Below are 21,542 nucleotides of genomic sequence, written 5' to 3'. Positions count from 1 at the left end.
CAAATTCTTGACGGTATTTGGTAGCTGGGCTATTATATTTATGTCCTAGTTCGTCATATGGTTTTGCTTTTACGCAAAACGGCAGAATTGGTTGGCAAAGGGGGTTAGAACAGAAAATGAGTAACCATGAACATCAGGATTCGAAGCACCAGCCGGTCCAACGAAAAGAGATGTCCCGTCGTCAATTTTTATCCTATACACTTGGCGGAACAACAGCTTTTATGGTAGGCGGCACGGTGTTGCCGATGGTTCGCTTTGCAGTAGATCCATTGCTAGCAAAAGGTGGCGAAAGCACGCTAGTAAAGGTTATTGAAGAAAGTAAAGTTACGGCTGAGCCGCAAGAAGTAAAATTCAAGGTTCGCCAGGTTGATGGTTGGTACAAAAGTGAAACGGAAAAGGTAGCTTGGATCTCTAGAGATGCATCTGGAGCAATCTTTGCACTTTCCCCAGTTTGTAAGCATTTAGGATGCACAGTATTCTGGAACACACACGGCAGAAATGAATATGATTGCCCATGTCACGATGCCCGTTATTCCAGAGACGGTAAAAACATTACCGTTGCAAACTTGCCATTAGATGAATACGTTGTTGAAATTCAAGATGGCTTTGTGTATCTTGGCGGCATTATTGCCAACACTCGAGCATAGGAGGGCGTAAATTAGATGTTTAAAAAGGTTTACAACTGGATTGATGAACGTCTCGATATTACGCCGCTTTGGAGAGATGTTGCGGACCATGAGGTGCCGGAGCATGTTAACCCAGCACATCATTTCTCAGCATTTGTTTATTGCTTTGGTGGCTTGACGTTCTTTATTACAGTTATTCAAATTTTATCTGGAATGTTCTTAACGATGTATTACGTTCCAGACATTATTCACGCTTATGCAAGTGTGGATTACCTGCAGCATCAAATACCGTTTGGTAAAATTGTTCGCGGGATGCATCACTTCGGTGCGAGTTTAGTTATTGTTATGATGTTCTTACATACACTACGCGTCTTCTTCACAGGTTCTTATAAAGCGCCTCGTGAGATGAACTGGGTAGTAGGGATGCTTATCTTCTTTATTATGTTGGGCCTTGGCTTTACAGGCTATCTGTTGCCTTGGGACAACAAAGCTTACTATGCAACAAAAGTAGGGGTAGAGATTGCAGCATCTGTTCCATATATCGGTGAATATATTGCATCCTTCTTATATGGTGGAGACATAGTAGGTGCGCAGACGCTGACGAGATTCTTCGCAATTCACGTCTTCTTCTTACCGGGAGCACTCATTGCAATGCTTGCGGCGCACTTTATTATGATTAGAAGACAAGGTATTTCTGGTCCACTATAATAGAAGGGAGGCAGTAAAGATGGCACACGGTCATAAATCAGACGAAAAAATTGTATACGTTGGCGATTCTCGTGTGAAAAAATCTGGTCGCAGAGACAGCACACCGCCAGACTATACTTCTTTCCCTGGTAAATCGGAAGCCTTCATACCAAACTTTCTTCTAAAAGAGTGGATGGTAGGCTGTGTTGTATTAGTTGGTTTTCTTGTGTGGGTTATGGCAGAAGCTGCACCACTTGGCTACCCAGCTGATCCAACGAACGCATCCTTTATTCCGATGCCAGACTGGTATTTCTTGTTTCTGTATCAGTTCTTGAAATATCCGTACGTTTCGCAAGATTACATACTGCTTGGTACATTGGGTATTCCGGGGATCATGTTCGGCGCATTAATGCTAGCTCCTTTCCTTGATACAGGTAAAGAGCGTCGTTTCTATCGCCGTCCAATCGCATCTTCCTTAATGTTTCTTTCCATTGCAGCAGTAGTTTATCTAACGGTTGTATCCTGGGATCATTACCAGCACCAGCTTGAAGAAAAGGGTATCGTGCCTGAGCACCATGAGCGTGCAGATAAGGTTCGTGAAGCGTTAGAACGCGGAGAAGAGCGTCCAAGCTTCCTGAAAACGGCAGAAGCACCAGCGATTATTGAGCCTGAGGATCCTATCTTCGCGTCTGTAGTTGAGGCACAGTGTATTGCTTGTCATGCTGCAGACCTTAACGGCGCAGGTGGTCCTTCACTTCTAGGCATCGGTAATCGTATGACTACCGAAGAAATTGCTGATATTATTATTCACGGTAAAAACAATGGCAGCATGCCAGCGTTTGAGGGTACGCTCTCAACCGATGAAATTAATCAGTTAGCTGAATGGCTATCAAAGCAAACACAGTCTTAATTGTAAAGACCTTGTCGCATTAGCGGCGGGGTCTTTTTTCAAAGAAGGGATACATTTATGAAATTATCATTTTCATTGTTATTCAGTCCAGCTTTGCTGCTTAATCGCAGCTTCCTGTGGCTGCTCTTTATCGTAAATTTTGCAGGAACGATTTATGGGTACATATGGTATGAAAACCAGCTAATCTGGACAATCGAGCAGAAGGAAAGCTGGATGCTGCCTTTCGTACCGGATTCACCAACTGCGAGCTTATTTTTCTCCATCTCGGTATTATTTCTACTGTTTCCACCAAAGGGCACAAATGTAATTGTCAGCAGTATAGTGCGGTTTATTAACGCATTAGCAGTCGTATGCTCCTTCAAATATGGGATATGGGCGACAGCTGTTATTATTGCAGGTGCAGCGCAAGGCGACCCTCTTAACTGGCAAAGCTATATGCTGATGACCTCGCATATAGCGATGGCTGTAGAGGTGATGCTATATGCCCGATTTATGAAGCTTAGCTTAGCGAGCTTTGTGGCGGCAACAGCATGGCTTCTGTTGAATGATACAATGGATTATACGTTCGGCATCTATCCATGGCTGCCGTCAACGCTTCATTCGCATGTTGATACCGTCATGATCCTAACCTATTTACTTTCCATATGCAGTCTTATTGTTGGGTTAATTAGCTGGAAATTGTTTAGAAAACAGGCATAACTTGTCCTTCCTTCCCATAGTATGATACTGGGAGGGACGGCTATGAAATTTCGTATTGGTATTATGGCATGTATAAGTGTAATATGTCTGTTAGCTTTGATGGCAACTGTATTCGGTAAAGTTGAAGCGAAGGGCGATGAGCATAACAAAGGCAACACTCGCTTAATTAAGCTGGAACAAACAATTGCCGAGCTATATGAGCAAGGCAATGCTTCACATAAACAAGAGGTGTACAGGCTCGTTCAGAGCTTAAAGCACCAGTTGAATGAGCCAGAGCTTCTACAGCAAGGTACAGTTAATGCATGGACGATGATGAGAGAAGATGTGTTAACCGTGGAAAAGGCACTTGTTAATAAGGAGTCTGGCATTGTTTGGCGAGAGCCGATTAATCGACTGCGCTTGGCCGTCGATTCTCTCATGCAGGCTGAGCAAGGTCCGTGGCTTCAATATGAGGCATTATTATTAGATGATATTCAATCCATTCGCAGAGTAAGTCAATCCAAACGGGAAAATAAAGTAGAGCTAACGAATATATATGTAGAAAAGCTGATGGAGCGTATTGAAAGAATGGAAATGGCCGCTTACATGGTCGGGGATGAGAAGGTTATGTCTCAGCTGTTAAAGCGCTCTGATATGCTACAGCATTTTATATCCTCACATAAGGATGGATGGAATCAATCTCAGCATAAAAGCTTAGTTACCTTACTTGATGGAATGGAGCTTACTGTTCACGCACTCTTCGCTATGGCTGAGGAAACGATTACTGTTCCAGCAGTAACCGCTCCAGCCAATGCTAATGCAACAAGCTTTGCGTTATTCATTGGTGCAATCATCTCAGCATTCCTTGCGTTTGCTGGCTATCGAAAGTACAAGCAAGAGCCATATGGTGTTAAAAACTGGAGAATTTAATCCTCTTCTTTAAATCCTTCACCAAGAACATCCTGAACTTCATGAATAACAATAAATGCTTTAGGGTCGATATTTCGTACGAGCTGCTTGAGACGATGAGTTTCAGAGCGAGCGACTACGCAGTATACGACCTTTTTTGTTGAACCAGAGTAAGCCCCTTTCGCAGGTAGAATGGTTACTCCTCGATCCATTTCTTGCGTTACTCTTTCTGCGATACGCTCACCATTCTCCGTGATTATGGAAAACGCTTTGGCTGAATAAGCGCCGTTTTGTATAAAATCGATCATTTTAGAAGCGATAAACACCATGACTAATGTGTAGAGAATTTTATCTAAGGAAATATAAAAAATGGAGATGCCAATAATGATGGCGTCAAAGACTAATATAATTTGTCCCATGCTGAAGCCCTTCCAGCGAGACAATATGCGAGCGATGATATCTATTCCGCCAGTAGTCCCTCCAAAACGAAAAACGATACCTAAGCCAGCGCCTAGCGTAACACCTGCATATAAGACGATGAGCATAGGATCATAGCCATTTTCGAATGAGATGATGCTGGTAAGCTGCGAGTAAGCTTCTAAGATAGCCAAAAATCCTGAGAGGGCCACAGAACCATAAATTGTATAAATCATCTTTTTGCTGCCGAGTATTTTCCAACCGATCAGAAACAACGGAATGTTAATGACAAGTGTTGTAACAGACATCGGGAACTGAAAAACGTAATTGAGCAGCACAGCAATCCCAGTAACACCGCCCTCCATGAGTTGATTTGGTATAACAAAGCATTGCAATCCAAATGCATACAGTGCGGCACCGATCGTAATCGGGAGGATTTGCTTCAAAACGGAAACCCATTTAATGTTCATGATGTTCATTCCTTTTCTAGCTTTGGTACTTGTAGTATACGTTACTTTTCGCTTCAAAAAACATTGTTTTCTTAATAGTGTTACGGTAACATAAGAATTGGAATGTGCAATGAAAGGATGCTGAAGTCGATGGCTGAAAAAACGCTCGCGCAAATTCAGCGTGAAGTTGATGAATACATATCACAATATAAAGAAGGTTATTTTAGCCCACTGGCCTTGGTAGCAAGACTTGCTGAAGAGGTTGGCGAGCTAGCAAGAGAAGTCAATCATTCTTATGGTGAGAAGCCTAAGAAGGCTGATGAAGCACCTAATTCCATCGAGCTGGAGCTAGGAGATATATTGTTCATTTTGAACTGCTTCGCCAATTCGCTAAATATTGATTTGACTGAAGCTCACGATAAAGTGATGCATAAATTCAACACACGCGATGCTGATCGCTGGACTAAAAAGGAATAAAGGTGAATAGCAAATGACAATTAAAGTAGCAGTAATTGGAGCAAGCGGTAGAATGGGTAAGGAAGTTGTGAAGATGGTTGCTGGCGACCCAGAGCTTCAGTTAGTAGCAGCGGTTTCTCCTTCCAATGCAGGAAAGGATGCTGGAGAGCTCATCGGGGTAAACAAGCTGGGTGTCACGGTAGCAGCTTCATTCGAGGATGTCATTGACAGCGTGCAGGCAGATGTCATGGTTGACTTTACAACGCCTCATTTGGCCTATGCACATGCGAAGCGTTCGATCGAAGCGGGAATTCGACCGATCATGGGTACGACCGGCTTCACACCTGAACAAATTACAGAGCTAGAGCAGCTATGCGAGCAGTATAAGCTAGGTGGGCTCATTGCACCAAACTTCTCCATCGGAGCTATCTTAATGATGAAATTTGCACAGGAAGCTGCAAAATATATGCCGCATGTGGAAATTATTGAATATCACGGTGACCAGAAGCTCGATGCTCCATCCGGTACTTCAATTAAAACAGCAGAGCTTATTGCTGAGACGAGACAAGAGATGCGTCAAGGTAACCCTAATGAGAAGGAAACGATTGAAGGTGCACGCGGAGGTTATTATGAAGGCTTCCGTATTCATAGTGTACGTTTGCCAGGCGTTTTTGCTCAACAGGAAGTTATCTTTGGCGGGGATGGACAAACATTGAAAATTCGTCATGATTCGTATGATCGTGCTGGTTATATGCCAGGTGTTAACCATGCCGTTAAAAAAGTAATGACTTATACCGGTTTAGTATACGGGTTTGAACATATTATGGACTAACATTATATCTCGGAGCAGAAGAGAGGAATTATTATGTTGAATATTGCATTTATTGCACATGATCGTAAAAAGGATGAAATGGTTAACTTTGTTATTGCATATGAACAGGCTTTTGTTTCACATAAGCTGTATTCAACTGGAACAACAGGAACAAGAATTATGGAGCAAACCAATTTGCAGATTCAGCGCTTTTGCTCCGGTCCACTAGGCGGAGACCAACAAATCGGTGCTTTAGTAGCGCAAAATGAAATGGATCTTATTATCTTTTTACGTGATCCGCTTATGGCTCAGCCGCATGAGCCAGACATTACTGCACTACTGCGTTTATGTGATGTACAAGGCATACCTGTCGCGACGAATATAGCTACTGCTGAGCTATTAGTGAAGGCGCTAGTGCGAGGGGATTTTTCTTGGCGTGAGCTTGTTCACAAATATAAGCCGGGAGTAGATCAATAATGGAGCAATTAGACATTTTAGTGTTTGGTGCTCATCCCGATGATGCTGAGATCGGCATGGGTGGTACCATTGCTAAGCATACATCGATCGGCTATAAAGTTGGAATATGTGACCTTACGCAAGCTGAAATGTCCTCTAACGGCACCGTAGAGCTTAGGCAGCAGGAAGCTGCCCAAGCCTCTGCGGTGCTTGGTCTATCTATGAGATCGTGCTTACGCCTGCCCGATCGAGGACTACGGCTTGCGAAAGAGCATATCGACCCCATAGTCGCTATGATTCGTACCTATAGACCACGACTGGTTTTTGCGCCTTACTGGGAGGACCGACATCCCGATCATGTGATGTGTAGCAAGCTTATAGAAGAGGCAGTATTTAACGCAAAGCTTCGTAAATATATGCCAGAGCTATCTGCTTGGCAAGTAGAGCAAACGATGTTCTACTATATTAATGATGTACATAACGTATCTTTAATGATAAATATAAGTGAGGAAAGCGAGCTGAAGGAGAAGGCCCTTCGCGCGTATTCTTCTCAATTTAATGTCGCTGCAACGAGTGACGGAGTAGCAACACCTTTAACGAATGGGTATATTGAGCGTGTTCAGGCTAGAGACTCGCTTTTAGCTCAATCCAAGGGCTGGCAATATGCTGAAGGGTTTACCGTTAAAGGACCGTATCCTATTACGACGTTGTAGTAATTACAGATCAGGAGGTGCGTCACTCTGACGCGTAAACTTAAGATTGGCATTACATGCTACCCAACATTAGGCGGTTCTGGTGTCGTAGCGACGGAACTAGGTAAGCTACTCGCAGAGCGTGGTCATGAAATTCATTTTATTACACATAGCATGCCTTTTAGACTAGGAAAGTTTCATAAAAATGTGTTTTTCCATGAGGTAGAGGTCAATGATTATTATGTGTTCCGCTACCCACCTTATGATCTAAGCCTAGCTAGTAAAATGGCACAGGTCGCACAAATGCAGCAGTTAGACCTCATACATGTTCATTATGCTATACCACATGCTGTCTGTGCATACCTTGCTAAGCAAATGCTTAATAATGGATTAAAAACGGTAACGACACTTCATGGTACGGATATTACTGTGCTAGCACAAGATGAGTCGTTAAAGGATCTAATCCGACTAGCGATTCACCAAAGTGATGCCGTAACTGCCGTATCGCAAGATCTCATTCAAGAAACAAGACAGCTGCTTGATATTACAACGCCGATTGAGTTAACCTACAACTTTGTAGATAAGCGTGTATATTATCCTCGCGAAGTAACACAGCTTAGAGGAGACTATGCAGCACCACATGAAAAAATATTGATGCATATCTCTAATTTTAGGCCAGTTAAGCGTGTGTCAGATGTTTTAGATATATTTGATAAAGTACAGCAGGAGCTACCTGCAAAGCTGCTTCTTGTTGGCGAAGGACCTGAACTAACGAAAATTCAGTGTAAGGTTAAAGCTTTAGGCCTTGAAGATAAGGTGCTGTTTTTAGGAAAACAGGAGGATGTCGCTCAAGTCATATCTATGGCGGATATTCTGCTGCTACCGTCTGAGAAAGAAAGCTTTGGCTTAGTTGCATTAGAAGCAATGGCTTGTGGTGTACCGACGATTGGGTCAACAGCAGGAGGAATACCTGAGCTTGTCACTCATGGCGAGACAGGATATCTTGCGCCTATTGGTGATGTTGATGCGATGAGTCAATATGCGATTGAATTGTTGAAGGATGAAAAGCGATATCGTTCAGTCGTTGAGGCTTGCATCGAACGAGCTAGAAATGAATTCTGTAATGATAGGATTACGCACGAATACGAAAGTATATACTATAAAGTACTTGGGCTTGAATCAGAGATCAAGCCATTTACGTCTACGATGTGTCGTGCATAGAAGGTGAGGCTCTATGAAGCTGCAACTGCAACTCCATCTTATTCAGCCTGCAATGAAGGAAGCCTGTCTAGTTCTAGATAGACTTCTGCAAGCAGGCTTTTCTGCCTTTTTCGTAGGTGGTGCTGTACGAGATACGGTACTTGAGAGACCACTACATGATATAGATATTGCAACGAATGCAAGACCAGAGCAGGTAATGGAGCTGTTTCCGAATAGCATACCTACTGGCTTGCAGCATGGCACCGTAACCGTTAGGGTAGATGGCGTAAGCTATGAGGTAACGACCTTTCGCAAAGAGTCGGGCTATACGGATTACAGACGTCCGATGGACATCGCCTTCGTTGATGATCTGCATGAGGATTTAATGCGGAGAGATTTTACTATGAACGCGATGGCTATTGATCGAACGTGGCAGCTGCATGATCCATATGGCGGCTTAGAGCATATGAAAGCAGGGATCTTGAAAACGGTGGGCTCAAGCGAGCAGCGATTTCAAGAAGACGCTTTACGAATGCTGCGTGCGATTCGCTTTGCTACTACATATAAACTAAGTATTGATCAAGAATGCTGGGATGCGATGTTGCAAGCAGCAGGGCTGATGAAGCATATTGCGATGGAAAGAGTCGCTTATGAATTAGAACGATTGCTACAAGCCGATGATCCGATATATGGTATTGTGCTGTTATCGGAAAGCTCGTTGCTACAGCATACGAAGGATAGGTTACATATAGCTGCTGGAACGCTAAAGGATGAGCTTAAGCTACCGAATCATCGAGATACAAGCATGAATTGGGCCGTGTTGTTTCATAGCCTAGCTGTATCCAGTGAACAAGCAAGAGAAGATATGCGGGCGCTTAGGACAAGCAAGCAGCTTCAGGCGGCTTGCTATCATATATTGCAGCTTCATGAATGGCTGCAGCAGGTTCTGCAGCCAATGCAGGGTATGAATTCAGGCAATCAGCTTGAACTTGGGATTGCCGAAGCGGATCAGCTGCAGCTAAGTGTTGCTAAGGGCGAGCTTCTAGCATGGAAGGAGCAGTGGCTGGACAAGCTGCTGCACTATCCCGTGCATCATTTAGAACTATTTCTTCACATGTATATGAATGAGTATGATGCTGTCGGTCAGGTTGCAAAGTTTCATGAAGAACTACCAATTCAACATGTAAAGCAACTCGCTGTACGCGGAAACGATCTTGTCACGTGGTGTAGTCAACCCTCCGGACCGTGGATTAATGAATGCCTTAAGCATATATTCATTGAAGTCGCGAGCGGCAGGCTAGTTAACAGCAAGGAAGCTATTCGTACATATGTTTTAAATCAATTCGAAGGTGGACGATACAATGAGTAATCATGAACGGCTTGTTGAGCTGCTTAACTCCTCAGAGGACTTTGTATCTGGGGAGAAAATTAGCGAGGCGTTAGGCATAAGCCGAACAGCCGTGTGGAAGCAGATCAAGAAGCTGGAAGCGTTAGGCTACGAATTTGAAGCAGTGACGAAGCAAGGCTATCGGTTGCTTTTCGTACCACAGCCTATACAGGCTATAAACGTTCAACAGTCATTAGTTAAGCATCGATTCGGACATACGATCGAATATCATCATGCTGTAACGTCTACGCAGCATTTGGCACGCGAGCTAGCTGAGAAGGGAGCACCTGAAGGGACGGTTGTCCTTGCCGAGCAGCAGCTGCAAGGGAAGGGACGACTAGGTCGACCTTGGCATTCCCCTTATGGGAAGGGTGTGTGGATGAGTACCATACTAAGACCGCTAACGCCAATTCAGCTTGCACCACAGCTTACATTATTAACGGCTGTTGCGTTAACGGAGGCAATTCGTGCGATAACTTCACTTGAGGTCGGAATTAAATGGCCTAACGATATATTATATAAAGGTAAAAAGCTGTGTGGCATACTACTAGAATCAGTTGCTGAGGATCAGCGTCTAAAATATGTCATCGCCGGAACGGGTATAGATGTAAATTTGAGTGAGAAAGATTATGACGAAGAGCTATTAACAAAAGCGACTTCCCTTCGTATAGAGCTCGGCAAGTCCGTTGATCGAGAAAAGCTTATTCAAGCCTTCATGCTTAGATGGGAAGCGCTATTCCAGCAATATGAAAGCGAAGGCTTTGAACCAATCGCTAAGCTGTGGGAAAGCTATGCTATATCCTTAGGACAGTCTATCTTAATTACAACTTCACAGGAAAGCTACTATGCAATACCTCTGAAGCTGACGGAACGCGGTTCCATTATCGTCGAGCTTGAGGATGGCGAACAACGTGAAATTTTTTCTGCTGAGATGGGTGAAGTAAAGCAGTAATTTACGGATAAAACATTTTCTGATAAACTAGGTCTACTAGGCGGTATTCATTACGAAGCTGCACTAGTAATTGTGTACGTATCTAAACTGAATTTTAGAATGCACACTCTGCTCAGAGCCGAAGGGACCGAGACAGAAGGAAGCATTACTAGCAATCGTTTCCTTTACGTTCGAGGACCTTTTTAGCGATGGCTAAAAGGTTTTTTTGCTGTGACCAACAACTAAAGGAGCTGAAAAAATTGAAAAAAAGACTTACCATTTCTGCCATGTCGAAGATGAAAGCAGAAGGGAACCCGATTTCTGTCATTACTGCGTATGATTACCCATCAGCGAAGTTTGCGGAAGAAGCGGGAGTAGATGTTATTTTAGTTGGAGATTCTTTAGGTAATGTTGTACTTGGATATGATACAACGATTCCAGTCACAATAGATGATATGATCCATCATTCAAAAGCTGTAGCTCGTGCTGCAGAGCATACATTTATCGTAGCAGATATGCCGTTCATGACTTATGGCGTCAGCCTTGAGCATACGTGCAGCAATGCTGCGCGTTTAATGCAGGAAGGTCATGTACAGGCGCTTAAGCTAGAGGGTGGCGTCGGTATTAGCGAGCATGTCCGTACACTGGTGCAGGCAGGCATTCCAGTGATGGGACATATTGGCCTAACTCCTCAATCGGTTCATCAGCTAAGCGGCTACAAGGTTCAGGGTAAGCTGGAAGGGGATGCGAAGCGACTGCTGGATGATGCATTAGCACTGCAGGAGGCAGGAGCGTTTGCAATCGTGCTTGAGCTTGTAACAGAAGAGCTTGCAAAACTTATTAGTGAGCAGCTGCACATTCCAACGATAGGAATTGGTGCAGGCCGTGGATGTGATGGTCAGGTGCTTGTTTATCATGATATATTGCAATACTCTTCACCGATTTTCCCTAAAAAATTTGTTAAAACTTATGCTGATATTGGCAGTACGATCCGTGAAGCGATCGGTATGTATGTTAGTGATGTTAAAAATAAAAACTTCCCAGATGCTTCACATGTGTTTCAAGCTGATGCAGGTACGCTAGACTCACTGTATGGGAGCGGAAAAACTGCTGCAGACACGGAAAAGGAGTAAGCTGGTTATGAATATATGTCGTACAAAGCAGCAGCTAAAGCTGGCAATTAAAAAAGCGAAGGAGCAAGGTCAAACGATCGGCTTCGTTCCGACGATGGGGTATTTGCATGATGGCCATGCCAGCCTCTTGCGTGCTGCCAAAGAAGAAAATGATATTGTCGTATTAAGCATTTTTGTTAACCCGATGCAATTTGGTCCTAATGAGGATTTAGAAAAATATCCTCGTGATGAGGAAAGAGACTTAGCGGTAGCTGCATCATGTCATACCGATATCGTGTTTATACCTAGTGTAGAGGAGATGTACCCAACTAAGCCTCTTACATCGATTAAGGTAGCTGGTGTTACAGAGCGCTTATGCGGCGCGTCTCGTCCTGGACATTTTGATGGTGTAGGATTAGTTGTCAGTAAGCTATTTCATCTTGTTGAGCCGAAGCATGCTTATTTTGGGATGAAGGATGCCCAGCAGGTTGCTGTTATTGAGCAAATGGTCAATGATCTCGATATGAATGTGACGATTGTTCCATGTCCAATCGTACGTGAACCGGACGGATTGGCACTTAGCTCGAGAAATGTTTATTTGAATGCAAATCAGCGCACTGAAGCTACTGTATTAAGTCAATCGTTAAGCGAGCTTGCTCAATCACTTAAGTTGAACGAAGTGATGACAGCAGCACAGTGCATCGAGCTTATTACGAATAATATAAAGCAAACAACTGGTGAAATTGATTATGTTGAGCTGCTAGAATATCCAAGCTTGCATCCTATTGCCAAAGGTCAAAGGCTCCAGGAGCTACCAAGCGGCCAACGCTTTATCGTTGCACTTGCCGTTAAATACGGAAGTACACGATTAATTGACAATGCGTTATTCCAAGTAGAAGAGGTGATCGAACGTGTATAGAACGATGATGAAATCGAAGCTACACCGTGCGACAGTGACAGAGGCTAATTTAAACTATGTAGGAAGCATTACGATTGATGAGGAGCTTATGGAAGCTGCGGACTTGCTCGAAAATGAAAAAGTGCAGATCGTTAATAACAATAATGGTGCTCGTCTTGAAACCTATGTCATTAAAGGTGCACGTGGCAGTGGTGTTATTTGCTTGAATGGGGCAGCAGCACGTCTCGTGCAGCCTGGTGATAAAGTTATTATTATTTCATACAGCTTAATGACTGAAGAGCAGGCGCATAATTATAAGCCAACGATTGTTGTTCTGGATGGCGACAATAAACCCATTCATTATATGAATGAGGAAATTCATTCAACAATCGTGTAACCAAGTTAATCCCTTCATTATGTAACAGCTGCCATGCTGAATGAAAACAGTGCTTTCAACAAAAAATGACCGTACACTCCAACTAATCAAAGAAGGCGGGATGCGGTATGATCAACGAACTGTTTTCATCCATGCATGAGCTTCTTGACCACATTACACAGCATTATAAGGATGCTGATGAAGATCAAAGAGAAGATTACTGTGATTCCATTGGACAGCTTAAGGAAACGAATGACAAGATACTGGATCATTACGTTGCTGTCGAAGAGAAAATTGCTCTGTTTTTCGAGCTTTATCGAGACATTGAAGAGCAGGAGGAGTCAGAAGATGAGGTTAGGCAGGAAAAGCTTAGCAGCAGCCCGTTTGCAGCTTCCAGCATAATGCCTCAGGAACAGCATCACACAAGCCTACAACAACTATTGTACGAGGCTATCCAAGCTGAGCAAGAGCACGTTCATGAGCAGGAAATGCCATATGTAAATGTTTATTCGATTGATCAGCAGAACGATGGTATACTATGTAATGAATGTGATTTATTTGTTTCCGCTGAGCATGAGCTTGCACTTGATCAGGCTCAGGGTTACTACAAGCTGTTCATGTTTGCAGAAGCAGCTTCAATATTGAATATGATTATTACTGAGCAGCCTGAATGCAATATCGCAAGGCTATATTATGGAATGAGCTTAATGCACCTGCGCAACTGGAATGAAGCGCAAAGACAGTTTCAGCTGCTTTCTGTATTAAGCGACTTTCCCAAATGGCTCGCGCTAAGCTACAACGCGCTAGGCTGTATTCAGGCAATTAAGCTGAATATGAATCAGGCTGAATTATTATTCAATAAAGCGTATCAGCTGTATCCACAGTTTGAGGATCCGCTTAAAAATTTGCAAAGCTGCAGGCAAGCATCGCTCAAACAGCTATCACTATATTTTGGAAGCACAGAGCTGTGCTGTATGTGAGAGGAACGGTAAAGGAATGAAATATGCCATTTTGGATTTGGAAACAACGGGCCATAGCGTGTTGGACCAAATTATACAAATTGGGTTAGTGGTTGTATCGGACGAACTAGAGATTGTTGATACATTCAGCACATATGTAAAGCCTACTGTTGAAATTCCTCTGTTTATAACGAATTTGACAGGAATTCAGCAAGCGGATGTGCAGGATGCACCGGATATTAATGACGCTTTGCTCGAGGTCATTCCGCGAATCGACGATGCCGTTCTTGTCGCTCATAATGTTGGCTTTGATGCCAACTTCTTAAATCATGCCTTAGATCAATGTGGCTATCTGCCTTTCTCAGGAAGACGGTTAGACACTATGGAATTATTACGTATATTATTCCCATCGATTACTTCTTATCAGCTCGGAACTGCAGCTGAACAGCTTGGCATTGTCCACGAGCAGCACCACCAGGCGGATGCTGATGCTATGGCAACCGCTGAAATACTCATTCAATGTGTTCAGAAGCTACGTTCCTTGCCGCTGCTCACCCTGCAGCGGCTATCTTCATTTTTTGATGAGAGTAAAGATATTGGGTGGTTTATGAGATACAATGAGGGACTCGTGGAGCAGGGGGTTGTATTCGAATCTGCTGAGTTCGATTATCATCGCCAATTTGCACTGAAAGCGAAGCCTTGGCAAGAAGAGACATCCGTTCGTGATGCCGAGCATGCCAACGATTACTTCGAGCAGAATAAAAGCTTTGAGGACTACATGAACGATGTGCAGGAGCGCTTTCGGGAGCTTTATGAGCATTACGAGGAAAGAAAGCCACAGCTGCAAATGTTTGATGAGGTCTATGAAGCACTTAGTAAGCAAAAGCATTTGCTAATTGAGGCAGGGACTGGAACAGGGAAATCACTTGGTTATCTCATTCCTTCCCTATATTACGGTATACAGGCCGAAGAAAAGGTCGTCGTAAGCACGCATACGATCAACCTGCAGGAGCAGCTGCGCAATCGAGACATTCCACTGCTCAATGAAGTACTGCCGTTTCCCATTCGTGCCTCGCTTCTAAAGGGTAGAAGCAATTATCTATGTATGCGGAAATTTGAGCACAAGCTTAACTTGCTTGATTTTATTGCACCAGTTGATGATCCTATCACTGCTGCACAAATGGTTGTATGGCTGACGGAAACAGAGAATGGCGATCAGGAAGAGCTAAATCTTGGACTTAGAGGGCAGGATTTCTGGGGAACGGTATCAAGTGATGCAGATTCATGCTTAAATCGCGCTTGTCCTTGGTTTAAGCGCTGCTATTATCATCGTGCAAAGCATGAGGCTAATATTGCCGATGTTTGCATTACGAACCACTCGATGATTTTTACAGATATTCAAGCGGACCATCGTCTATTGCCATCATACCGTTACCTTGTACTGGACGAGGCACATCATCTTGAGGAGGTAGCAAGCAAGCATCTTGGAAACCAAGTAAGCTATTTCTCGTATATTCATGCAATGAGCTCGCTATTTAAAGATACTCGTACCGGTTTGCTTCCATCTCTACGTGTGAAAATCGCTGAAGAGGGCGATGACCATACCGCTGCCTGGAATGAAACGATTGACAGTGCGTATCCTGGTTTACAGACGATTAAGGAGTATTGGGATCAACTGTTCGAAGCGCTATATGACGTTGTTGTTCAACATGCCCAGCAAGCGTCTGATGCACCTTCTGAACAGGCTGGGGGACTTGTGTTTCGATTGAGCCGCAATGACCTTCCAGAGCAATGGACAAAGATCGTAGAAAGTGAGCAAGAGGTATATCTACAGTTGAATCGGTTCTCTAAGGCGCTGGAGAAAATGTCTTCTGATATGAAGGAACGACTTGATGAGGATTTAGTATTGTCTGGATTACTGACGGATTTGAACGGCGTAGTGAGAGATCTGCAACGTTTGAAGGATGAGCTACGTCAGTTTATTAAGCTTGAGCTCGACGATTATGTCTATTGGTTAGAGGGAACACAGGCTTACAAGCATCGTTCACTGCAGCTTATGTCTTCACCTACTGATGTAAGCGGCTTGTTAAGAAAGTATTTGTTTGACGTGAAGGAAAGCGTCGTAATGACATCTGCCACACTGTCCATTCAGAAAAACTTCACCTATGTAAAGGAACAGCTTGGTCTAGATAGCTACGGAGACGAGGAAGAACATCGGCTGAATGAAGTGATACTTGAATCTCCATTTAACTATCGTAAGCAGGCGCTCGTTATTATACCACGCGATTTTCCGGTGCTTAAGGGAGCCAACGTTCCGAGTGATTATTTAGAGAAGCTAGTCCAATCGATTCATGATAGCGCTCTGCTGCTTGGCGGAAAAATGCTCGTTTTGTTTACTTCTTATCGTATGCTTAAGCAAGTATATGATCCACTGAAGGAGCTGTTAGAGCCAAAGCATATTACCGTTTTAGGACAAGGCATTGATAGCAACAATCGTACAAAACTGACCAGACGTTTTCTACAGCAGCAATCCTCTATTTTGCTTGGTACAAGCAGTTTTTGGGAAGGTGTAGATATACCAGGAGAAGCATTGCAATGTTTGGCGATCGTACGCTTACCATTTCAACCGCCTATCCACCCATTAATTGAAGCCAAATCGGAGCTTCTGCTTCGTCAGAAGAAAAATCCATTTATGAAGCTTTCAATTCCACAGGCTGTGATCCGTTTCAAGCAAGGATTCGGTCGTCTTGTACGGACAGCGTCGGATAAAGGCATTGTTATTCTTTATGATACACGAGTTATTGAATCCTATTACGGAAAGCATTTCCTGTATTCATTGCCTGGACCTAAGATTGAAACGATGCATACGGATCAAATGGTACAGCGAATGGACCAATGGTTGAAGGAGGTTGAATAAATGAAGCAAGTGAAAATTTCAGATGCTGTAGTTAAGCGTCTGCCTATTTATCTACAAGTGCTCAATGAGCTAAAGGCTCGAGAAATTAAAACGATCTCCTCGCAGGAGCTAGGCTCGCGCTTGGAGTTTAATCCTGCACAAATTCGGAAGGATCTCGCTTATTTTGGGGATTTCGGTCGAAAAGGAATTGGCTATGAAGTGGATTACTTGATTGATAAAATTCGTCACATACTTAAAATCAATCGCACGATAAAGGTCGCACTTGTCGGAGCGGGTAATCTTGGTCATGCTTTGTGTAATTATAATAAATACAGCAACGACAATATGCAGATCGTTGCTGTATTCGATGCACAGGAGCAAAAAATCGGTACGAAAATTAACAGCTTAACGGTACAGCCTATGGAAGAGCTTGCAGAAACAATTCAGCAGCAAAATATCCGAATTGGGATCATTACAGTTCCTGCACAGGAAGCTCAAAACGTAGCAAATATGCTTATAGCTGGTGGTATAGAAGGTATCCTCAATTTTGCACCGACCATTTTAAGAGCACCGGAGGAAGTACGAGTGCAGCATGCGGACTTTACAAAGGAGCTGCTAAGCCTTGGCTATTATTTGAACAATAAAGAGGAGGACCAAGATGAATCGTCTATGGATTAAGGATGGAGCATTTATTACAATGTCTGCACAGCAGCCACAGGTTCTGCAAGGACATATGGTCGTAGATGAAGGTATCATTCAATATGTTGGGGCTGCAGAGCCTAGTGCTGAACTTCAAGCAGGCAGTGAGGTTGTGAATGGCCAGGGTCTATTGTTTATGCCTGGTCTTGTTAACACGCATGGTCATGCAGCGATGAGCTTGCTACGCGGTTATTCCGATGACCAAAACCTTCAAGTATGGCTTGCTGAAAAAATGTGGCCGATGGAAGCCAAATATACAGAGCAGGATACGAGAGTGGGCGGCCAGCTTACCATTGCAGAGATGCTGTTAAGCGGTACAACAATATTCGTTGATATGTATGATCGCATGGAAATCATTGCGGAGGCAACGATCGAAGCAGGACTACGCGGCTTTCTAACACGCGGTGTAATCGGACTATGCTCCGAGGAAGAGCAGAACGAAAAGCTTAACAACTCTGTTGCATTCGCTAGAGAATGGAATGGTGCAGGTAACGGTAGAATTCGTACGATGCTTGCTCCTCATGCTCCTTATACGTGTCCGCCTCAATATATCGAGCGTTTTGTGCAAGCAGCTCATGATTATGATCTGCCGTTACATACGCATATGTCTGAAACCGCAGCTGAGGTTCAGCAAAATGTAGATGAGTATGGTGCGCGTCCTGTTGAGCATTTAGAGAAGCTTGGTTTCTTCACACGCCCAGCTTTGCTGGCGCATGCTGTGCATTTGACGGATGAGGAAATCACAAAGCTTGCTGAGCTTAATGCATCAATCTCCCATAATCCGATTAGTAATCTTAAGCTTGCAAGTGGGGTCGCTCGCGTGCCTGAGCTGCTACGTGCAGGCGTTAAGCTGTCGCTAGGTACGGATAGTGTTGCGAGCAACAACAATATGGATCTGTTCCAAGAAATTCGTGCTGCTGCCTTACTGCACAAAGGCGTATCAGGTGATCCAACTGCAGTACCTGCTTATACAGCCCTTGAGCTTGCAACCTCTCGTGGTGCTGAGGCGATCTGGCATGATCATATTGGAGTTCTGGAGGCTGGGAAAGCTGCAGACTTTATTGCTCTTAATATCGATCAGCCACACTTCTTCCCACGTACAGATCTTGTGTCGCATGTTGTATATGCTGCAAGTGGTAGAGATGTTGAGCATGTATGGGTAGCTGGAAAACAGCTCGTGAAGCATAGACAATTGTTAACGATGGACGAGGAGAAAATTCGTTTCGAAGCTCAGGCTAGCTTTGAGCGATTGTTAACCTAGGATGAGAGCGATAGAAAAAAAGCGACCACCATTTATGACTCGTCGAAAATGGACGGTGCTTACCCTTTTCTTAATATTATTGATCATTGTAGGAATCATCTTTTTCTATCGCTATATTCATAAGGGCATTTGGCAGGAAACGAGCGAGATGCGAGAAGTGATTGAACAAGCTTCACTCTATAATCTCGATGAACAATATGTGCTTAACAAGTACATATGGGAGGATCGGTATTGGATCTTGCTTGCTCAATCTAATGTAAGCGAAGAGATGATATACTCTGCTTGGTCAACCCAGGAGCAGCTCGCTGTGCTTCCTTATGAAGAAGCGATGACGAAAGAAGAGATGCTGGCTCATGTAGAAGCATCAAAGCCTTATGCGCAGGACATTAAGCTTCAGCCAGGCTATATGTATGGTCAATTAGTATGGGAAATAAAGTATAAGGACACCGCAACGGAACATCTTAAAATTGCATTCTACCGTATGACAGATGGTAATTTTATCGATGAATATACGATACCAAAGGAAACAAGACCTTAAACGGCTTGTTTCCTTTTTTTATATAATTAAAGTTGATAGCAAAAATGATATACTAATTGATATACGAATGATCTATCAAATTTATATAATAGAGGTGTAAACATGAAAGATATGAAGCTAAAACCGATGGCTGTTACATTTATTGTTTGCTTGGCTTTGCTTATTGGCGGCGGCTTTACGTATCAATACGTTGCACAGGAGAAGCCGCTTCAGCAATCGTTGGAGCAAGCACAGTTTTCTAATATTCAATTATCAGGTAATAAAAATGAAGGATATATCGTTACGCTTGATGTTATAGATGGCAATACACTAGCACTTGCTGCTGAGGAAGCAAGAAATATTTTAAGTGATTATAAGATTGATCCAGTAAGTTATACGATTCAGCTTAAGCAAGAATCTACTAGCCTAGAGAAGGTATGGCAAGACCATTTATTCGAAATAGCAGAAATTATGGCGAATAAAAACTATTCTAAGCTTCCCGAACTGATGAATAGTATCGAAGCATCACATGAACACGTAGAGGCTTCGGCAAGCATGGATCAACAAAATGTGTATATTTCACTCGTAGCTGATAATCAGCGTTTTGATCAAATTTTGCCTTTAGATGGAGGCACGATGGGAGTGTGGAATAATGAAGAATAATTGGAAAGAGCTGCTTATTGGTATCGTGGCTGCAGCGGCAATATATACGATTGGTTACACTGTTCATATAGGAGCAGCAGTGTTAGTCACAGTGTTGTTTTCGGCTATTTTTGTTATGAATCGTAATGGCAAGGGCGTTAAAAGCTTAGCAAGCTTGAAAAACAAAAAAAGTGTTGCGATTAAGCAGATTAGCTTTGATGAAGTAGGTGGACAGGAGCATGTAAAGCAAGAGCTCCAAGAGGCACTTGATTTTTTGGTGCGCCGAGAGGAAATTGCGAAACGCGGTATTCGAATTCTAAAGGGTATACTATTGACAGGTCCTCCGGGAACGGGTAAAACTTTGCTGGCAAAGGCGGCAGCAAGCTATACGGATAGTGTGTTTATTGGTGCATCAGGTAGTGAGTTCGTTGAGATGTACGTAGGTACAGGTGCCAATCGTATTCGCGAGCTGTTCCAAAAAGCTCGCAACGAAGCGAAAGCATCTGGTAAGAAAAATGCGATTATTTTCATTGATGAGATTGATGTTATTGGCGGAAAGCGAGACGGTGGTCAACAGCGTGAATATGATCAAACGCTAAACCAATTGCTTACTGAGCTTGATGGAATTTATCACAATACAGATGTGCAGATTTTACTCATCGCGGCAACTAACCGCAAGGATATGCTCGATGAAGCATTGCTTCGACCTGGACGCTTTGATCGCCATATTGAGGTTGCATTACCGGACAAGAAATCTAGAAAGCATATTTTAGAGCTGCATGCAGCGAACAAAAATATAGTTGCTACAGTCAATTTTGAAGAGCTGGCAAGAGATACGTATCAATTTTCAGGAGCTCAGCTTGAAGCGGTTATGAACGAAGCCGCAATCTATGCGATGCGTGATCAAGCAGATGCAATCACTGAGGAGCATATCCAAGCGGCGATTGATAAAGTACTGCTTGGTGAAAAAATTAATCGTGAAGCAAGCAAAGAAGATAAAATTCGTGTAGCAAGACATGAATTGGGTCATGCTATTATGGCAGAGCTTACGACACCCGGCTCAGTTGCACAGGTTGTACTTGCACCTCGTGGTGGAGCACTTGGCTTCGTAAGGCATACTCCGATGGCTGATAAGTATTTATATTCGAAATCAGAGCTTGAACACAAAATTATGGTTACGCTTGGCGGGGCAGTTGCAGAGGAGCTGTTCTATGGTGAACGTAGCACGGGCTCCAGAGGTGACTTTGACCAAGCACTGAACATTGTTAAAACGATGGTTGAATCAGGCTTAACGAGTCAAGGGATAATTAATGGACAAATGATGACTGCGGATCGTTGGAGCTTAATTAGTAATGAGGTTCTTGATGAGCTACTTGCAAAAACGAAGCAGCTTCTTAGTCAACATTCTGACATATTTGAACAGGCCTTGCCGATTCTACTGGAAGAGGAAGTTATTAACGGTGAAAACTTCCGTACTTTAATGGAAAAAGTGAATGCAATTCCGATAAATTTGCAACAAAATGCATAATAGCGCTTACCTTAACTGCAAATTTTCTTGAAAAGAGGTATAATA

Annotated in this window: 23 protein-coding genes; 22 read left to right on the top strand and 1 reads right to left on the bottom strand. The window is 43.3% G+C overall.

Annotated features, from left to right (window positions below; all coding sequences use genetic code 11):
* The first annotated feature begins 116 nt into the window (after positions 1-116).
* From M3180_RS06900 to M3180_RS06880, 5 genes are read left to right on the top strand one after another with little or no spacing between them, the layout of a single operon-like run.
* A complete protein-coding gene (locus tag M3180_RS06900; protein ID WP_251666574.1) occupies positions 117-647 on the top strand; it encodes a Rieske 2Fe-2S domain-containing protein in 531 nt (176 codons plus the stop codon).
* A 15-nt stretch (positions 648-662) separates the two neighbouring features.
* Positions 663-1,334 (top strand): menaquinol-cytochrome c reductase cytochrome b subunit, encoded by a 672-nt coding sequence (gene qcrB / locus M3180_RS06895; protein WP_251666573.1) that lies wholly within the window; start codon positions 663-665, stop codon positions 1,332-1,334.
* A gap of 19 nt (positions 1,335-1,353) precedes the next feature.
* On the top strand, positions 1,354-2,223 hold the full coding sequence (locus M3180_RS06890) for a menaquinol-cytochrome c reductase cytochrome b/c subunit (RefSeq protein WP_251666572.1): 870 nt from the start codon (positions 1,354-1,356) through the stop codon (positions 2,221-2,223).
* A gap of 57 nt (positions 2,224-2,280) precedes the next feature.
* Positions 2,281-2,922: a DUF1405 domain-containing protein gene (locus tag M3180_RS06885; protein ID WP_251666571.1), complete on the top strand. Its 642-nt coding sequence runs from the start codon at positions 2,281-2,283 to the stop codon at positions 2,920-2,922.
* 42 nt (positions 2,923-2,964) lie between these two features.
* Positions 2,965-3,831, top strand: coding sequence for a sporulation protein YpjB (locus M3180_RS06880; RefSeq protein WP_251666570.1), 867 nt, complete (start codon positions 2,965-2,967; stop codon positions 3,829-3,831).
* Here M3180_RS06880 and M3180_RS06875 read toward each other — a convergent pair.
* Complete coding sequence (locus M3180_RS06875; RefSeq protein ID WP_251666569.1) at positions 3,828-4,697, bottom strand: YitT family protein; 870 nt, start codon at positions 4,695-4,697, stop codon at positions 3,828-3,830. The two genes, M3180_RS06880 and M3180_RS06875, sit on opposite strands and share 4 nt — an antisense overlap.
* A gap of 129 nt (positions 4,698-4,826) precedes the next feature.
* Between M3180_RS06875 and M3180_RS06870 the strand changes: the two genes are divergently transcribed.
* From M3180_RS06870 to M3180_RS06790, 17 genes are all read left to right on the top strand, one after another.
* Complete coding sequence (locus M3180_RS06870; RefSeq protein ID WP_251666568.1) at positions 4,827-5,153, top strand: nucleotide pyrophosphohydrolase; 327 nt, start codon at positions 4,827-4,829, stop codon at positions 5,151-5,153.
* A 13-nt stretch (positions 5,154-5,166) separates the two neighbouring features.
* Positions 5,167-5,964 (top strand): 4-hydroxy-tetrahydrodipicolinate reductase, encoded by a 798-nt coding sequence (gene dapB, locus M3180_RS06865; protein WP_251666567.1) that lies wholly within the window; start codon positions 5,167-5,169, stop codon positions 5,962-5,964.
* A gap of 33 nt (positions 5,965-5,997) precedes the next feature.
* Positions 5,998-6,420 (top strand): methylglyoxal synthase, encoded by a 423-nt coding sequence (locus tag M3180_RS06860; protein ID WP_251666566.1) that lies wholly within the window; start codon positions 5,998-6,000, stop codon positions 6,418-6,420.
* Entirely contained in the window at positions 6,420-7,112 is a 693-nt protein-coding gene (bshB1, locus tag M3180_RS06855; protein ID WP_251666565.1) for a bacillithiol biosynthesis deacetylase BshB1, read from the top strand. The genes M3180_RS06860 and bshB1 overlap by 1 nt, the downstream gene beginning before the upstream one ends.
* Positions 7,113-7,139: 27 nt before the next feature.
* Positions 7,140-8,312 carry an N-acetyl-alpha-D-glucosaminyl L-malate synthase BshA gene (gene bshA / locus M3180_RS06850; protein WP_251666783.1) on the top strand — a complete coding sequence of 391 codons (1,173 nt, stop codon included), beginning with the start codon at positions 7,140-7,142 and terminating at the stop codon, positions 8,310-8,312.
* Between the two features lie 13 nt (positions 8,313-8,325).
* Positions 8,326-9,660: a CCA tRNA nucleotidyltransferase gene (locus M3180_RS06845; protein ID WP_251666564.1), complete on the top strand. Its 1,335-nt coding sequence runs from the start codon at positions 8,326-8,328 to the stop codon at positions 9,658-9,660.
* On the top strand, positions 9,653-10,630 hold the full coding sequence (locus M3180_RS06840; RefSeq protein ID WP_251666563.1) for a biotin--[acetyl-CoA-carboxylase] ligase: 978 nt from the start codon (positions 9,653-9,655) through the stop codon (positions 10,628-10,630). Before M3180_RS06845 ends, M3180_RS06840 begins: the two co-directional genes overlap by 8 nt.
* A gap of 188 nt (positions 10,631-10,818) precedes the next feature.
* Positions 10,819-11,742, top strand: a complete 924-nt coding sequence (gene panB / locus M3180_RS06835) for a 3-methyl-2-oxobutanoate hydroxymethyltransferase (protein WP_432806909.1) — start codon at positions 10,819-10,821, stop codon at positions 11,740-11,742.
* Between the two features lie 7 nt (positions 11,743-11,749).
* A complete protein-coding gene (gene panC / locus M3180_RS06830) occupies positions 11,750-12,640 on the top strand; it encodes a pantoate--beta-alanine ligase (protein ID WP_251666562.1) in 891 nt (296 codons plus the stop codon).
* Entirely contained in the window at positions 12,633-13,016 is a 384-nt protein-coding gene (gene panD / locus M3180_RS06825) for an aspartate 1-decarboxylase (RefSeq protein WP_251666561.1), read from the top strand. The genes panC and panD overlap by 8 nt, the downstream gene beginning before the upstream one ends.
* A gap of 107 nt (positions 13,017-13,123) precedes the next feature.
* The gene (locus tag M3180_RS06820; protein ID WP_251666560.1) at positions 13,124-13,975 is read left to right on the top strand and encodes a tetratricopeptide repeat protein; all 852 of its coding nucleotides are present in this window, start codon (positions 13,124-13,126) and stop codon (positions 13,973-13,975) included.
* A gap of 16 nt (positions 13,976-13,991) precedes the next feature.
* The gene (gene dinG / locus M3180_RS06815; protein WP_251666559.1) at positions 13,992-16,871 is read left to right on the top strand and encodes an ATP-dependent DNA helicase DinG; all 2,880 of its coding nucleotides are present in this window, start codon (positions 13,992-13,994) and stop codon (positions 16,869-16,871) included.
* On the top strand, positions 16,872-17,528 hold the full coding sequence (locus M3180_RS06810; protein ID WP_251666558.1) for a redox-sensing transcriptional repressor Rex: 657 nt from the start codon (positions 16,872-16,874) through the stop codon (positions 17,526-17,528).
* Complete coding sequence (locus M3180_RS06805; RefSeq protein ID WP_251666557.1) at positions 17,509-18,810, top strand: amidohydrolase; 1,302 nt, start codon at positions 17,509-17,511, stop codon at positions 18,808-18,810. Before M3180_RS06810 ends, M3180_RS06805 begins: the two co-directional genes overlap by 20 nt.
* 34 nt (positions 18,811-18,844) lie before the next feature.
* Entirely contained in the window at positions 18,845-19,348 is a 504-nt protein-coding gene (locus M3180_RS06800) for a hypothetical protein (RefSeq protein WP_251666556.1), read from the top strand.
* A 102-nt stretch (positions 19,349-19,450) separates the two neighbouring features.
* On the top strand, positions 19,451-19,990 hold the full coding sequence (locus tag M3180_RS06795; RefSeq protein ID WP_251666555.1) for a hypothetical protein: 540 nt from the start codon (positions 19,451-19,453) through the stop codon (positions 19,988-19,990).
* Positions 19,980-21,497 (top strand): AAA family ATPase, encoded by a 1,518-nt coding sequence (locus tag M3180_RS06790; protein ID WP_251666554.1) that lies wholly within the window; start codon positions 19,980-19,982, stop codon positions 21,495-21,497. Before M3180_RS06795 ends, M3180_RS06790 begins: the two co-directional genes overlap by 11 nt.
* Positions 21,498-21,542: the final 45 nt, after the last annotated feature.

The sequence above is a fragment of the Paenibacillus camelliae genome, assembly GCF_023715345.1.
In the GTDB taxonomy this organism is placed as follows: domain Bacteria; phylum Bacillota; class Bacilli; order Paenibacillales; family Paenibacillaceae; genus Pristimantibacillus; species Pristimantibacillus camelliae.
The sequence above is the reverse complement of the archived record's forward strand: the minus strand, read 5'-3'. Positions and strand labels throughout refer to the sequence as shown.